The sequence below is a fragment of the Planktothricoides sp. SR001 genome, from assembly GCF_001276715.1.
Taxonomy (GTDB): Bacteria; Cyanobacteriota; Cyanobacteriia; order Cyanobacteriales; family Laspinemataceae; genus Planktothricoides; species Planktothricoides raciborskii.
In genome coordinates this window covers 18,993-32,930 of record NZ_LIUQ01000007.1, presented here as the reverse complement: position 1 = coordinate 32,930, position 13,938 = coordinate 18,993, and the positions used below count along the sequence as shown (strand labels likewise).

General features: G+C 45.4%; 11 protein-coding genes. 7 read left to right on the top strand and 4 right to left on the bottom strand.

Annotation, left to right across the window (positions count from 1 at the left end; genetic code table 11):
- Positions 1–213: 213 nt before the first annotated feature.
- Both AM228_RS06220 and AM228_RS06215 read right to left on the bottom strand, forming a co-directional pair.
- Entirely contained in the window at positions 214–672 is a 459-nt protein-coding gene (locus AM228_RS06220; RefSeq protein WP_054465237.1) for an NADAR family protein, read from the bottom strand.
- A gap of 208 nt (positions 673–880) precedes the next feature.
- Complete coding sequence (locus tag AM228_RS06215) at positions 881–2,032, bottom strand: alanine--glyoxylate aminotransferase family protein (RefSeq protein WP_190877305.1); 1,152 nt, start codon at positions 2,030–2,032, stop codon at positions 881–883.
- Between the two features lie 419 nt (positions 2,033–2,451).
- Between AM228_RS06215 and AM228_RS34940 the strand changes: the two genes are divergently transcribed.
- The 6 genes from AM228_RS34940 (at position 2,452) to AM228_RS06190 (ending at position 9,650) form a co-directional block, all read left to right on the top strand.
- A complete protein-coding gene (locus tag AM228_RS34940; protein WP_231636656.1) occupies positions 2,452–2,619 on the top strand; it encodes a hypothetical protein in 168 nt (55 codons plus the stop codon).
- On the top strand, positions 2,612–4,471 hold the full coding sequence (locus AM228_RS34015; protein ID WP_231636654.1) for an adenylate/guanylate cyclase domain-containing protein: 1,860 nt from the start codon (positions 2,612–2,614) through the stop codon (positions 4,469–4,471). The genes AM228_RS34940 and AM228_RS34015 overlap by 8 nt, the downstream gene beginning before the upstream one ends.
- Positions 4,472–4,890: 419 nt before the next feature.
- Positions 4,891–5,511, top strand: coding sequence for an N-acetyltransferase (locus AM228_RS06205; RefSeq protein WP_054465235.1), 621 nt, complete (start codon positions 4,891–4,893; stop codon positions 5,509–5,511).
- Between the two features lie 210 nt (positions 5,512–5,721).
- A complete protein-coding gene (locus AM228_RS06200; RefSeq protein ID WP_054465234.1) occupies positions 5,722–7,062 on the top strand; it encodes an adenylosuccinate synthase in 1,341 nt (446 codons plus the stop codon).
- Positions 7,063–7,356: 294 nt separating this feature from the next.
- Positions 7,357–7,947, top strand: a complete 591-nt coding sequence (locus AM228_RS06195; RefSeq protein ID WP_054465233.1) for a 50S ribosomal protein L25/general stress protein Ctc — start codon at positions 7,357–7,359, stop codon at positions 7,945–7,947.
- A 164-nt stretch (positions 7,948–8,111) separates the two neighbouring features.
- Positions 8,112–9,650: an AAA family ATPase gene (locus tag AM228_RS06190; protein WP_054465232.1), complete on the top strand. Its 1,539-nt coding sequence runs from the start codon at positions 8,112–8,114 to the stop codon at positions 9,648–9,650.
- Positions 9,651–9,843: 193 nt separating this feature from the next.
- On the opposite strand, the gene AM228_RS06185 is transcribed toward AM228_RS06190, so the two are convergent.
- The gene (locus tag AM228_RS06185; RefSeq protein WP_072160686.1) at positions 9,844–10,785 is read right to left on the bottom strand and encodes a pentapeptide repeat-containing protein; all 942 of its coding nucleotides are present in this window, start codon (positions 10,783–10,785) and stop codon (positions 9,844–9,846) included.
- 331 nt (positions 10,786–11,116) lie between these two features.
- Here AM228_RS06185 and AM228_RS06180 point away from each other — a divergent pair, with 331 nt between their 5' ends.
- Positions 11,117–11,776: a hypothetical protein gene (locus AM228_RS06180; RefSeq protein WP_054465231.1), complete on the top strand. Its 660-nt coding sequence runs from the start codon at positions 11,117–11,119 to the stop codon at positions 11,774–11,776.
- Positions 11,777–11,936: 160 nt separating this feature from the next.
- Here the strand turns inward: AM228_RS06180 and AM228_RS06175 are convergent, their stop codons facing one another.
- Positions 11,937–13,688, bottom strand: a complete 1,752-nt coding sequence (locus AM228_RS06175) for a GGDEF domain-containing response regulator (RefSeq protein ID WP_054465230.1) — start codon at positions 13,686–13,688, stop codon at positions 11,937–11,939.
- Positions 13,689–13,938: the final 250 nt, after the last annotated feature.

The following is a 13,938-nucleotide window of genomic DNA, read 5'->3' as shown; positions in this document are numbered from 1 at the left end:
TTCACTATTCACTCTCTCCTCTGCTCCTCTGCTCCTCTGCTCCTCTGCTTCCCTGTTCCCAGTTCCCAGTTCCCGGTTGCCTGTTGCCTGTTCCCTGTTGGTTGGCCGATTTCAACTTAAACTTTATAAAAAATACTGAAAAAATACTGAGAGGCGAGACGGGAGCAAGCCCCGACTACTCAGCTAATTTGAGATTTTCTTATGGAGTATAACTCAGGAAGATTGAAGCCGGAGTCGGATTTCTTCGCGCACCGCCATCAGAATTTTTCCTAAGTAGTTATGGCCGGTATGATCAGCCCCGCATCCCCAGTAATAATCTTTGGGTGAGTCTTCGATCAGTGTTTCATCTCCTGTGTCTAAAAGTTGTTGCTGAATATCCCGGTGAGAGAGAAACTTCTGTAAAACTGCCGATCGCATAATGGGTCGTTTGACTTGCTCCCAGTCAGACCGGAGGATCAGGGTGCGATCGCGGCCTAAAGCCGCTGCCGCTTCTGGGGTTGGGGCTGCCGCAATCAAGGGAATCACCGATTCATTCGGACTGCCGACAAATTTTTGCGCTTGATAGTAATGTTCGACCGTTAGCCATTCGGCACTATCTAGATAAATTCCGTGCAGAGAGAAATTGGACAAATAGCCATAAGGATTTTCCACCTTGTAAAAATAAATCGTCATTATCTTAATTAAATGTTAACTGTTAATTGTTGACTGGTACGGGCGAATAGGGATTCGCCCCTACAGACTGTTGTTAGTTATTGGCTATTGGTTATTCATTATTCTTTATGTGGATTCTTTATGTGGCTAAATAACCACTAACCAATAATAACTAATAACGAATAACCAACAACTAATAACCAGTAACCAACATAATATTTTAAGCCTTTTAAGCCGCAGCTAAAACCCGTTTCAAAGCTTCTAACAGCAGCAGCACATTTTCCGGGCGGCTATTATATCCCATCAAACCAATCCGCCAGACTTTACCGGCTAACTCACCTAAACCGTTGCCAATTTCCACATTGTAGTCATGCATGAGTTTTTGACTCACGGCCTTGCCATTGACGCCATCAGGGATGCGTACCGTGATTAAAGTGGGCAAGCGAAATTCTTTCGCCACATGACAAACTAAGCCTAAATCCTCCAATCCTGCCCACAATAATTCAGCATTGAGGCGATGACGTTCCCAGCGAGCGCCCAATCCTTCTTCCGCAATTAAACGCAACGCTTCGCGCAAGGCATAGTTCATATTAATCGGGGCGGTGTGATGGTAAATCCGTTCATCTCCCCAATATTTGGTCAATAGGGACATATCCAAATACCAGTTAGGCACCACAGATTTACGTTGGTGCAATTTTTCCACAGCCCGAGGACTCATGGTAAACGGGCTAATTCCGGGGGGACATCCGAGGCCTTTCTGACTGCAACTATAGGCCAGGTCTATACCCCATTCATCGATGAATAATGGCACTCCCCCTAAACTTGTCACCGTATCTACGAGCAATAAGCAACCATGTTTGTGACAAAGGTCGCCGATCCCTTCTAAGGGCTGGCGCACCCCCGTGGAAGTTTCCGCATGGACTAAGGCGAGGATTTTCGGTTGATGGGTTTCTAAGGCTTGGCGAATTTCCTCCAGGGTAAATGCTTCGCCCCAAGGTTTCGTTAGTTTGCGGACATCAGCGCCGTAACGAGTTGCCATATCCACCAGGCGATGTCCAAAGTAACCTTTGACTCCGACTAACACTACATCTCCCGGTTCTACGGTGTTTGCTAAGGTGGCTTCCATTGCGGCACTGCCAGCGCCACTGATGGCGATCGTCAGCCGGTTGTCCGTTTGCCACGCATAGCGTAGCAAGTCTTGGATTTCGTTCATTAGTTGCAGAAATGCCGGATCCAAATGCCCGACTTGGCGTAAACCCAGGGCGGCCAATACCCGGGGATGGGCATTGGACGGGCCTGGGCCTAATAATAGTCGTGGGGGCATATCGATTTGCGGCAGTTGTGTGCGATAACGATCGCTGATTTCCATTTCTGTGCTCATTTGTGACTTTGCCAATCTTCTACAGGCAAATTTTACAATGTGCAGACCCCTGGGCGATCGCGCCTACGCAGTGAAATGATTTGTTTTTTCCTTGCTCGATCATAGGTATTTTGGATTATTTTTCCGCTAAAATAAACTCACGAAATCAATTTAAGGCTGTCCTCAGAAACCCCGATGATCTGTACCGGAACACAGAAAACCCCTTGGAGGAAATCAGTTGAACATCTGCGATTTCACGGGTAGCGATCGGTTGTCATTTTTAGCCTTAAATCGATGTCCGACTAAACCTCAAGTCATAGCTGAAATGAATCAGCGGTTCAATGGCGAGTAAACATAATAAACGCGATCAGAAATTTCCTATTTCACCCACTGACTAGCAAGAATTGACTCTCGATACCATAATAAATCAATTAATCTGAATGGTTCCAAGTGATGTCTTTCCCAACTTCCGCGAATCCAATGCTCCAGAATTCGGTCAAAGTGCCACTGCGCTTAATGCTAATCATCCCCTTTGCACTGCAAATTTTAGTCGCTGTGGGGCTGACTGCGGGGCTATCATGGTACAACGGCAAAAAGGCTGTGAATGACTTATCAAGCCAGTTAATGACTGAAGTTGCTGCCCAAGTAAAACAGCGAGTGAATCAGTTGGGCAATCCCCCCGATCGCGTACTAACCCCTTCAGAAATTGGTAATCTTCTTCAAAGTTTAAACATAAACCAATTTAAACAAATTGCCATTGTGGAACGCTCCGGGAAAATTGTAGTCCGTCGAGAGTCAAACTTGCCTTTGATTCCTAACTCTGAAGCCCCGGAAAGCATTAAGACAATGCCTAACGGTGACGAGTTAATTCAATCCGCCATGCAATTTTTACAACTTGATCGTCAAGACTGGGCGGAAATTGATCAAAGTCAGCGCTACCGTTTTACATTCAATGGTCAGTCTTACGTTTTCCACGTCACCCCGATTGCCCAGGGTCCTGAGTTGGATTGGCTGCTCTTTATATTGATTCCCGAATCAGCTTTGATGGCTCCAATTAATGCGGATCTTGGCAAGGCCATTTTAATTGGCATAGGGGCGCTGGGATTAACCAGTTTAACGGCGCTAACGATCACGGAATTTATGCGTCAGCGAATTCGTCAGTTAAGGGAAGCAGCTCAGGAGATCGCCCAAGGGAAAACCGGGCAAACCATTGACAGGATTACCGTTGACAGGATTATGGTCAAAGAATTGGCAATTCTGGCGCATTCTTTGGACGAGATGATGCAGGAAATGCAGCAGTCTGCCGAAAAATCAGCGGTCTATACTCAAGAATTACAACAGCAACTTGAAGCAAAAACCGAACAGTTAGAACGAGAAATTCGCGATCGCCACATTGTCGAGCAGCAACTCCAAACTTCTGAAAGAAAAATGCGGGCATTTTTTGCAGCGATGACTGATCTCATCCTGGTGCTAGATACCGATGGCAACTTTGAAATAGCCCCTACCAATCCTGCCGCTTTATATAGCCCAGATATTGATATTATTGGCTTAACTATTGAACATTTTTGTCTGGAAGAAAATTTTCAATGGCTTCAGGATAAAATTCAACGGGTTTTAGAAACCCAAGAAACTTTGAATTTTGATTACCGCTTGACCGTCGATACCGAAGCAAAATGGTTTACCGCCCGGGTTTCTCCCATGTCGGAAAATTCCGTGATCTGGGTAGCGCGAGATATTAGCGATCGCAAAGAAGCCGAGTTAGCCCTGCATCTTGCCCAACAACAATCAGAAAGTTTACTGCTGAATATTCTGCCGAAAACCATTGCCGAACAGTTGAAACAATCCACGGATGCGATCGCCGAACATTTTGATGAGGTGAGTATTTTATTTTCCGATATTGTCGGGTTTACTCCTCTTTCCGCTCGATTATCCCCCATCGACTTAGTAAAACTGCTCAATGAGATGTTTTCCAAGTTTGATAAATTGGCCGAAAAGTATCAATTAGAAAAGATTAAAACCATTGGGGATGCATATATGGTGGCCGCTGGTTTACCCGTCCAGCGCAAAAATCATGCCCAGGCGATCGCCGAAATGGCCTTGGATATGCAAGGCTCGATCCAGCAATTTTCCCTAGAAAATCGAGAGGAATTTCAAATTAGAATTGGCATTCATAGTGGGCCGGTGGTGGCGGGCGTGATTGGCAAGAAAAAGTTTATTTATGACTTATGGGGAGATACGGTTAATGTTGCCTCCCGGATGGAATCATCAGGAATTCCCGGCAAAATTCAAATTACTGGTGACACTTATGAATTATTAAAAGATCGGTATGTTGTGGAAAAACGCGGTCAAATATTTGTCAAGGGCAAAGGAGACATGATTACCTATTGGCTGATTGACAGAAAGGCAGATAAATTGTCAGGGGAAAAATCCCAGAGCACCCAGAATAGCCATCCCGCATAAATTGGGGCTATTTATCTCTGGGTAAAAAAATATTTAGGGGTCGAGGGAGGAAGCATGAGGAAACAGGAGGAAACATTTAGGGCTAAATCCTCAATTTCCCCATAGCCAAGGTTTCAGTCTGTCGGGATTAATGCAGCGCCCCTTGACTGATGCGCGATCGCCCATCAAAAATGCCACCTTATGCTCCCAAATATCTTATGGTAGCCACCCATTAACATATCAATGCAGGATAATTCCCCCGCCCTGGTTCAGGTGGCCGCCAAAGACCAGCGCCGGAATCGTGCTAACATTCATCATTACTACTGAATTACTACTGAATTACTGATAAATTATTCAGCCCGGTTGAGAAAAACTCGCTGAAATCGACTAGATTTAAAATAATTACTGCTAATTGCCTTCATTTCCTTTTCCATTAAATTGTGACTTCTAGTTTCAGCGCTATCAGACCCGATCCAGAACCGGCAGACCGTGCCGCCGGTTCTCCTGCCGTTTTGGTTCGTGCGGTGCAATTTAAAGAACTGATAAAAGTGGCAGATATTTTAACCGAAAGTTTTCACTCTCAAGGAGGAATAAACTTCTGGTTAAATCCCTTGTTTCGCCTGGGAATTTATGAAGATTTACGCACCCGGATGCAATCCATTTCACCCCATTACATATGCCTAGTGGCGATCGCCTCCAACCCGCTGAACCTTCCCGTCAGCGATCGTCCCATCATTGGCACCGTGGAAATGGGCAGCAAAAGCCCCTCGGTGGGACAAAATCTCGCTTCTCGATGCTTATACTTATCCAACCTCGCGGTTTCTCCCCCATATCGGCGCCAAGGGGTAGCCGCCCAATTATTGCATCGTTGTGAAGAAATTGCCCTAGAGTGGGGGTTTAATGAGCTTTTTTTGCACGTCCTAGAAAATAACCAAGCCGCCAAACAGCTTTACTTTCATCATGGGTATCGGTTACAGTACATCGAACCTTATTGGATGTCTTGGTTCTTTTGGCGACCTCGGCGAATGCTCTTACATAAGCACATTGCCGGTTGCCGCTAATGGGATTAATGCGATCGCTAACCATTCATCCCCCGGTTCATCAGTCCTGCCCCTGCCAAATCTCCCCAATTCTAGGCACTCAAAGGATGTTTGGCTGCCGCTTCATAAATTTTAACAAAAAATTTATCAAATTTGGCTAAAAAGAAATTGACATTTTGAACCCGCTTAAACAATAATAGAAGATTGTGTAAACTCTAGCTGGACAGACCCTTGGCTAACGTCGTTGTTATAGGCGCCCAATGGGGCGATGAAGGAAAAGGTAAAATCACTGACTTACTCAGCAAGTCAGCCAACGTAGTAGTACGTTACCAAGGAGGGGTCAACGCCGGTCATACGGTTGTGGTAAACGACCAGACCTTTAAACTGCACCTGATTCCTTCTGGTATTCTTTATCCTGCCACTGAATGTATCATTGGATCAGGGACGGTGATTGACCCGAAAGTTTTGATTCAAGAACTGGATCAGCTAGAGGGTCTGAATATTTCCACAAAAAATTTGATGGTGTCTCAGACTGCCCATGTCACCATGCCTTACCATCGACTCATTGACGAGGCATCGGAAGAAAAACGGGGCAATAATAAAATTGGCACCACGGGACGGGGCATTGGCCCAACTTATGCGGACAAGTCAGAGCGGACTGGCATTCGGATCCTGGACTTAATGGATCCAGATGGGCTGAAAGAAAAACTGATTTGGACGATCAATTATAAGAATGTCATTTTAGAAAAGCTCTATGACTTGCCGCCGTTAGATCCGCAAACGGTGATCGCCGAGTACCTGGAATACGCCGATCGCCTGCGACCCCATGTCGTCGATGCGTCCTTGAAAATCTATGACGCAATCAAAGAACGGCGCAATATTTTGTTTGAAGGCGCCCAAGGCACCTTACTGGACTTGGATCACGGCACCTATCCTTATGTCACCTCCTCTAACCCGGTGGCTGGTGGGGCTTGTGTCGGGGCAGGAGTTGGCCCGACAATGATTGACCGCGTGATTGGGGTCTCCAAAGCCTATACCACTCGTGTGGGGGAAGGGCCATTTCCCACGGAAATGAAAGAAGGAATTGGCGAGTTGTTGTGCGATCGCGGGGCAGAATTTGGCACCACCACTGGTCGCAAACGGCGTTGCGGTTGGTTTGATGCGGTCATCGGTCGTTATGCGGTGCGGATCAATGGTCTAGATTGTTTGGCCATTACCAAAATGGACGTACTCGACACCTTAGAAGAAATCAAAGTTTGTGTCGCCTACGAAATCGATGGCGTTCGCTGTGAAAACTTCCCCAACAATGCCCGTCAATTTGCCCGTTGTCAACCGATTTATGAAACCGTACCCGGTTGGAAGCAATCTACGGAAAATTGCCGCACCCTGGAAGACTTACCCAAGGAGGCCCTGGACTATCTCAAATTCCTGGCTGAACTGATGGAAGTCCCCATTGCCATTGTCTCTCTTGGAGCCGATCGCGACCAAACCATCATTGTCGAAGACCCGATCCACGGGCCAAAACGAGCCTTGTTAGATGCCAATGGCACCCCGGTCAGCGCCAAACCTTGATTTCTGATCCGCTAAACCAGGAGAAATGCAGGCTAATTTGCCTTGAATCAGCCAAAAAACTCAAGGAAAAAATGCTAAGATTGTATGTTTGTCAATCTCTATTGACGGCGATCGCCGTGATTTGAATCATCGGCTGGAATCATCTTCCTGGCTGAACTGAAGCCAGACATAGTTCAAAAGCCTGATGGCTAAACAAGCACCAATCCCAGCGATCGACCAATAGAACTGACAGAACTGACACTGAAATCTTAGACAAAGTTAATCACGACAACCTAAAACCAACAATCAATCAAAATGGAACTTACACTTGAATGTCAAAAACGCCCTGAAGGCAGCAAAACCAAAGCCCTGCGTCGTGATGGATTAATTCCTGCCGCCCTCTACGGTCACAACGGGGCAGAATCGATTTCCCTCACCGTTAATGCTAAAGCCGCCGAACTGTTGCTCAAAAGTGCTTCAGTCAATAACACTTTGGTAAATTTAACCATTCCTGAACTCTCTTGGAATGGTAAAACCCTGTTGCGGGAAGTTCAAAGTCATCCTTGCAGACCTTTAGTCTATCACCTCAGCTTTTTTGCGATTTCCGCACAAGACAGCGTGGAAGTCACTATTCCCCTAGCATTCGTCGGTGAATCTCCTGGAGTGAAGTTGAATGGTGGTTTACTAGACCCAGTCCTGACTGAACTAGAAGTCAAATGCGCTCCCGATAGCATCCCGGAAAAAATTGAAGTGGATATTTCTAGTCTGCAAGTGGGCAGTGCCCTGCATATCAGTGAACTGGTTCTGCCTGCCGGTGTCACCCCGTTGATTACCGATGGCAATCAAGTGGTCGTGACGGTCTTAGGTAGTCAAGGTGGATATGAGGGAGACGGAGGAGCCAATTAGACGTAGCGGCACCTAAGTAAAAAATCTTTGAACCAACCAGGGGAATATCCCTGGTTTTTTTGTAATGACGATCTGACAGATTTCGCCGCAATAACCTAGGATTAGGATCAGAAAACCGATCCAAAATCAAAAACACCAGCAAGGAAAAAAGGAAAAGAAAAAACATGACTGATACCAATCTTCCCCCAGTTATTCAACAAATGTTACAGCCAGAGTTCTATCCCCATCCGGTGCCAGAACCTGTGAAATTAATCCAAACCCATGTTTCTTTTGTACTGTTGGCTGGGGCTTATGCATACAAACTAAAAAAACCCGTCAATTTTGGCTTTTTGGATTTCTCAACTTTGGCAAAACGCCAGCATTTTTGTGGGGAAGAATTGCGGATGAACCGACGCAGTGCGCCGGACATTTATCTAGAAGTATTGCCCATTACCCAAACCGGGGATAAATATCAACTAGGCGGTCATGGCGAACCAGTGGAATATACCTTAAAAATGCGCCAATTTCCCCAAGATGCTCTGCTGATTAACCTGTTTGAAGCCGGAAAGCTGAATCAAACGGAAATGCAAGAGTTGGGCAAAGTAGTGGCTGATTTCCACCGCCAAACCGCTACCAACGATTACATTCTCAAATTTGGGGAAGTAGCGCAAATTCGTCAGGCTTTTGACGAAAATTATGCCCAGAGTGAGAAATATATTGGCGGGCCACAAACCCAAGCACAGTTTGACCAAACCAAAGCCTATACCGATAGCTTTTTTGGCGAAAAAGCTGCCCTATTTCAAGAGCGGATTGCCCAGGAAAAAATCCGGGAATGCCACGGAGATTTACACCTGAAAAATATTGCCATCATTGATGAAAAAAACGTCCTGTTTGACTGTATTGAATTTAACGAGCCATTCCGCTTTGTCGATACGATGTATGATGTGGCTTTTGCGGTGATGGACATTGAAGCCCGGGGACGAAAAGATTTAGCCAATGTGTTTTTAAACACCTATATTGAGCAAACCGCTGATTGGGCAGGATTGCAATTATTGCCTTTATATTTAAGTCGCCAAGCTTATGTCCGCGCTAAAGTCACGTCTTTCTTGTTAGATGACCCAGGGGTTCCCGCTGACCAAAAAGCTCAGGCAGAAAAAGCAGCGGCAGAGTATTATAAATTGGCTTGGGAATATACTCAGCCCGGTGAAGGTCGGTTATTTTTAATGTCTGGAGTATCCGGGTCTGGAAAATCAACGACGGCTCGCATTTTAGCGGAAAAAATTGGGGCGATTCACTTACGTTCTGATGCGGTGCGTAAACATTTGGCGGGTATTGGTTTAAATGAACGGGGTGGTAATGAAATTTATTCTCCGGAAATGACCCAGAAAACTTATCAACGTTTGTTAGAATTGGGCATTATGCTGACAAAATCTGGGTTTCCGGTGATTTTAGATGCGAAATACGATCGCATTCAGTTACGCTCAGAGGCGATCGCCGCCGCAAAAGCCCAGAGCTTGCCCGTCACCATTCTGCATTGCACCGCACCGGAAGCGGTATTGCGTCACTGGCTCAGTCAACGCAGTGGAGATATTTCTGACGCCACCGCTGATTTACTTGCCAGTCAACTAGCCGCAACCGAACCATTTACTGAGGCGGAACAGCCATTGGTGAAAACGATTGATACCACCCAAGATGTGGCGGCACAATTGGCAACCATTGTGTAAAAAATTGCATCACCATCAGATGTAGGGTGGGCGGAAAGCCCACCACCTTCGATCCTGTCTGAAAAGGGAGAAGTATTTCAGGTGCCGATCGGCTCTTTTGCCAGTGGTTTTGACCCACAATTCCCCGAAAAATGGCCAAAAACTAGCTTTTTCCCTGGCTGCCTTTAAATTACCGGCCTTTGAATTACGGCATTTAAATTACTGTAACTCTCAAAGTTGTTGCTTGAGAATCAATTTTAGCATCAATGAACGATTCAAACTCTTGGTTCAATTCTTGATGGTTACTGGTTAAGCAGAAATAGCGTTTCGTCTTTTCCGGTAAAATCGTATCCGTAAAATTTGCCTCGGATATATTTGCCCCAATTAAAGTGGCATTGCTCAGATCCGCACATTTAAAATCCGTGCGCCGCAAACAAGTCCAATTGAGATTGGCGTGATCCAGCCATGTGAGAACTAATTTGGCTTCGGTGAGATCGGCTCCAGATAAATTCGCTCCTCGCAGTTGGGCTTCAGTGAGATTCGCTGCGATTAAATTTGCTCCCTCTAATTTAATCCCATTCATTTTCGCCCCTTTGAGATTAACGGCGACTAAATTGGAACCCGTCAGATCCACTCCATTTAAATAAGCTTCTTCCAGGTTAATCCCATGAAAAACGGCGCCATATAACATGGCGCCGCTAAGTCTGGCAAATGACAGATTCGCCCAGCTAAAATTTGCCCCACTCAGGTTAGCGCCACGCAAGTTAATCCATTCCAAATTGGCACAACCAAAGTTGGCACTACGCAGGTTGGCTTGGAAGAAATTCGCCCCGACCATATTGGTGCCAGTTAAGTTGGCTCTAGGAAGTTTGGCTTTGGCAAAATTGGCGCCGGTCATGGTGGCTTTGGCTAAATTAGCATCTGGGAGCTTGCTTTTGTCCATCTTGACGAAATTAAGATTCGCCCAGTATAAGTTGGCTTGACTTAAGTTCGCTCCTGTCAGGTGCGCCCGACTCAAATTGGTGCCTTTCAGGTTGGCGCTAGTCCAGATAATGCCCGGTAAATGACAGCGACTGAGGTCTAGTCCACTGAGGTCAGCCCCGGTGAAATCTCTCTGACCGCTGGCGTATAAATCGAGAATTTCATTGCGTTCCATATGTTTACTTCCCTGTATATGCGATCGCCTTCTGGGTAAATGCTAATGTTGCTCCAAACGATCAATCCCCCAGAAAGAGAGTGAATCACCTAAGATGATCGCCCATACGGACATCTCAGACTTGGAAACCGCTCTTTACCACAAATTAACCTAAAAAAAGTAATTTACATAAAATTTTAATAATTTGTGGTGACGTGGTGACATTTTAGCATTAGATGGCATGATTAACCGAATGATTGACCGATAATTTGTCGATCGATCATTCGTGCATGAGCATAAGTGCTTAATATGGATGGTTTTAGCTTAATCTACCATTGAACGGAGTTTGTATATGTTGAGCAAAATAGGCTTTGGACTACTATGGCTGGGATTTGTAATATATGCGTTTATTTTTGCCCCGCCCGACCAACCGGACACGATCGCCCTAATTACCAATCTCTCCACGGGGAAATGGGAAAACATTAATCCCCTAATTATTTCTCTATTTAATTTGATGGGGATTTGGCCGATGGTTTATACTTGCATCCTTTTAATTGATGGCCGGGGGCAAAAAATCCCCGCTTGGCCATTTGCCTTGGGGTCTTGGGCTTTGGGAGCTTTTGCTTTGTTGCCTTATTTTGCCTTGCGTCAACCGAATCCTCAGTTTTCCGGGCAAAAAAATCTCTTGCTCAACATCCTGGATGCTCGCTTAACCGGAGTGGTGTTAACCCTTGGCACCATTGTTTTATTCGCATCAGGTTTGATCAATGGCAATTGGGCAGATTTTATCCAGCAGTGGCAAACTTCCCGATTTATTCATGTAATGAGCTTGGATTTCTGCGTGTTAAGTCTTATTTTTCCCGCATTACTGGGAGATGATCTCCCCCGTCGTGGCATTAACAATCCAGTGATTTTTTGGCTAGTAGCCTTAATTCCTCTATTTGGTCCAGTGGTTTATTTAGCCTGTCGTCCACCCTTGCAAATTGCCGATTCTGAGGCGATTCGCCCCTAAGCGCTTTGGGGCGCAAGCTTCACGCGGATCCCCGCCCAGTCCCCCATCACCCCACCACAACCAGCCCTTAATTCAAGGGTTCTCCTCGTGAATAAACTGGTGAATCAATAACTGCCAGCCCGGTTTTTTTCCTAAACACCGGGCTGCTGAATTAATCCCTTCATTCAACTCGTGAAGGTAATTTTAACTTGGTTCCGTTTTTGAGCATTTCTTCCAACTTATCTCCTGGCACAGGGGGGCTAAAGAAATAACCTTGAATTGTGTTACATTTTTGTTCTCTGAGAAACTCTAGTTCGGCTTCAGTCTCCACCCCTTCGGCAATCACGTGCAAGTTCAGTCCATGAGCCATAGAAATAATGGCCTTAGTAATTGTCGCATTTTTTTCATTGGTATTAATATCAGTGACAAAACAACGATCTATTTTTAAAATATCTAAATTAAAGTTCTGCAAATAACCTAAAGAAGAATAACCCGTGCCAAAATCATCCAGGGAAATGCTAATTCCCAAAGCTTTTAACTTTTTCAAATGAGTGGTGGCAAGTTTAATATTATCCACTAGCATACTTTCCGTCAGTTCTAACTCTAAATACTGGGGTTCTAACTTAGTGTCTGTCAAAATATTGACAATTTTCTCAGTCAAATCCGGTTGATTGAATTGCCGAACCGATAAATTAACGGCAATGCGGAGCGGCGGTAAGCCCCGATCTTGCCAGGTCTTCACTTGTTGACAAGCGGTTTGCAGCACCCATTCGCCGATCGGCACAATCAAGCCATTTTGTTCTGCCAAAGGAATAAATTGTCCAGGAGAAATCAATCCTTGTTCTGGAAGCATCCAGCGCAGCAAAGCTTCAGCCCCAATAATCCGCCCAGAGGTTAAGTCTACTTGCGGTTGGTAATATATCTGAAATTGAGAACGTTCTAAGGCATACCTTAAATTCGTTTCTAGATTCAACAATTCCACCGAAACCGCCTGGATATTTGGGGAATAAAATTGAAATTGATTGCCCCCGAGTTGCTTGGCATAAGAAAGCGCCGCCTCCGCGTGTTGCATTAGTTCGTCAATATCTTCGCCATCTTTGGGTGACAAAGCAATCCCAATACTGGCGGACAGAGAAATTTTGTGTTGATCCAATGTAATCGGTTTTGACAGACGTTCGATAATCCTTTGGGCAACTTGTGATGCTTGCTCGGTAAGTTCGAGAGATTGTTGGTTTTCTGAAGCTAAAATAATCGCAAATTGATCGGTATTTAGTCGGGCTACGGTATCGCCAAAATCAACACAGGTAATTAAGCGGTGGGCAACATTTTGAATTAGCCGATCGCCCGAAGCATATCCCAAGGATTCCACAATCCGGTAAAAGCGATCGATCGCCATCACTAAAATCGACGGCGGTTGACCTGAACCTTTTTGGAGCAGACTTTCATCAAACTTTTCTCGCAATAGCAGTTGATTGGGCAAGTTGGTCAACCGATCATAATAGAGAGAATGAATCAATTCCTTTTGCGCCACTTCGAGTTGATCGTGGTAACGTTCAGTCATCGCCTGGTGTTTGGCCAATCGTGCGGTGACAGCGGTGAGCAGTTCGGTGCGGCGAAAGGGCTTGGTCAAGTAATCATCAGCCCCCAAATTCATCCCGGTGCGAATATCCGTTTTGTCTGCCCTGGCCGTCAAAAAAATAAATGGAATCGTTTTGGTGGAAGAATTTTGCCGCAATAGCTTCAGTACGCCATATCCATCCAGTTCTGGCATTGTTACGTCACAAATAATCAAATTCGGTAGATTCTTCACGGCGATTTCAATACCTCGGCGACCATTTTCCGCGCCAATGGCTTCAAAATCACCAGATTCTAAAATTTCCACAATATTAGACCGAACGATTTCTTCGTCTTCGATGACTAAAATTTTGTTCATAACCTCTGCGATCGACTGATGGAGTTGGGACAATAGGGATTTATTTCACGGGACTGTGCTGATGAGTTATATTTTAACTGACTCTGACTCAGAAGTCTTTTGAGCGAACATTTCCCTGGTTTCTGCTGGCCATTCGAGTCTTGAACGAATTTGTATCAGTCGCCCCCTGGCAAAATGCTCATCGGTTCAGTGGTGAAAACAATATTACGGACAATCTATTGACGGCAGGATAGCCTTGGGCAGATTTAAC

Bases quoted from the DNA above. Each gene is read 5' to 3' on its own strand.
- AM228_RS06220 (WP_054465237.1), bottom strand. From the start codon at position 672: ATGACGATTTATTTTTACAAGGTGGAAAATCCTTATGGCTATTTGTCC.
- AM228_RS06190 (WP_054465232.1), top strand. From the start codon at position 8,112: ATGACTGATACCAATCTTCCCCCAGTTATTCAACAAATGTTACAGCCA.
- AM228_RS06215 (WP_190877305.1), bottom strand. From the start codon at position 2,032: ATGAGCACAGAAATGGAAATCAGCGATCGTTATCGCACACAACTGCCG.
- AM228_RS06180 (WP_054465231.1), top strand. From the start codon at position 11,117: ATGTTGAGCAAAATAGGCTTTGGACTACTATGGCTGGGATTTGTAATA.
- AM228_RS06185 (WP_072160686.1), bottom strand. From the start codon at position 10,785: ATGGAACGCAATGAAATTCTCGATTTATACGCCAGCGGTCAGAGAGAT.
- AM228_RS06175 (WP_054465230.1), bottom strand. From the start codon at position 13,688: ATGAACAAAATTTTAGTCATCGAAGACGAAGAAATCGTTCGGTCTAAT.
- AM228_RS06195 (WP_054465233.1), top strand. From the start codon at position 7,357: ATGGAACTTACACTTGAATGTCAAAAACGCCCTGAAGGCAGCAAAACC.
- AM228_RS34940 (WP_231636656.1), top strand. From the start codon at position 2,452: ATGGTTCCAAGTGATGTCTTTCCCAACTTCCGCGAATCCAATGCTCCA.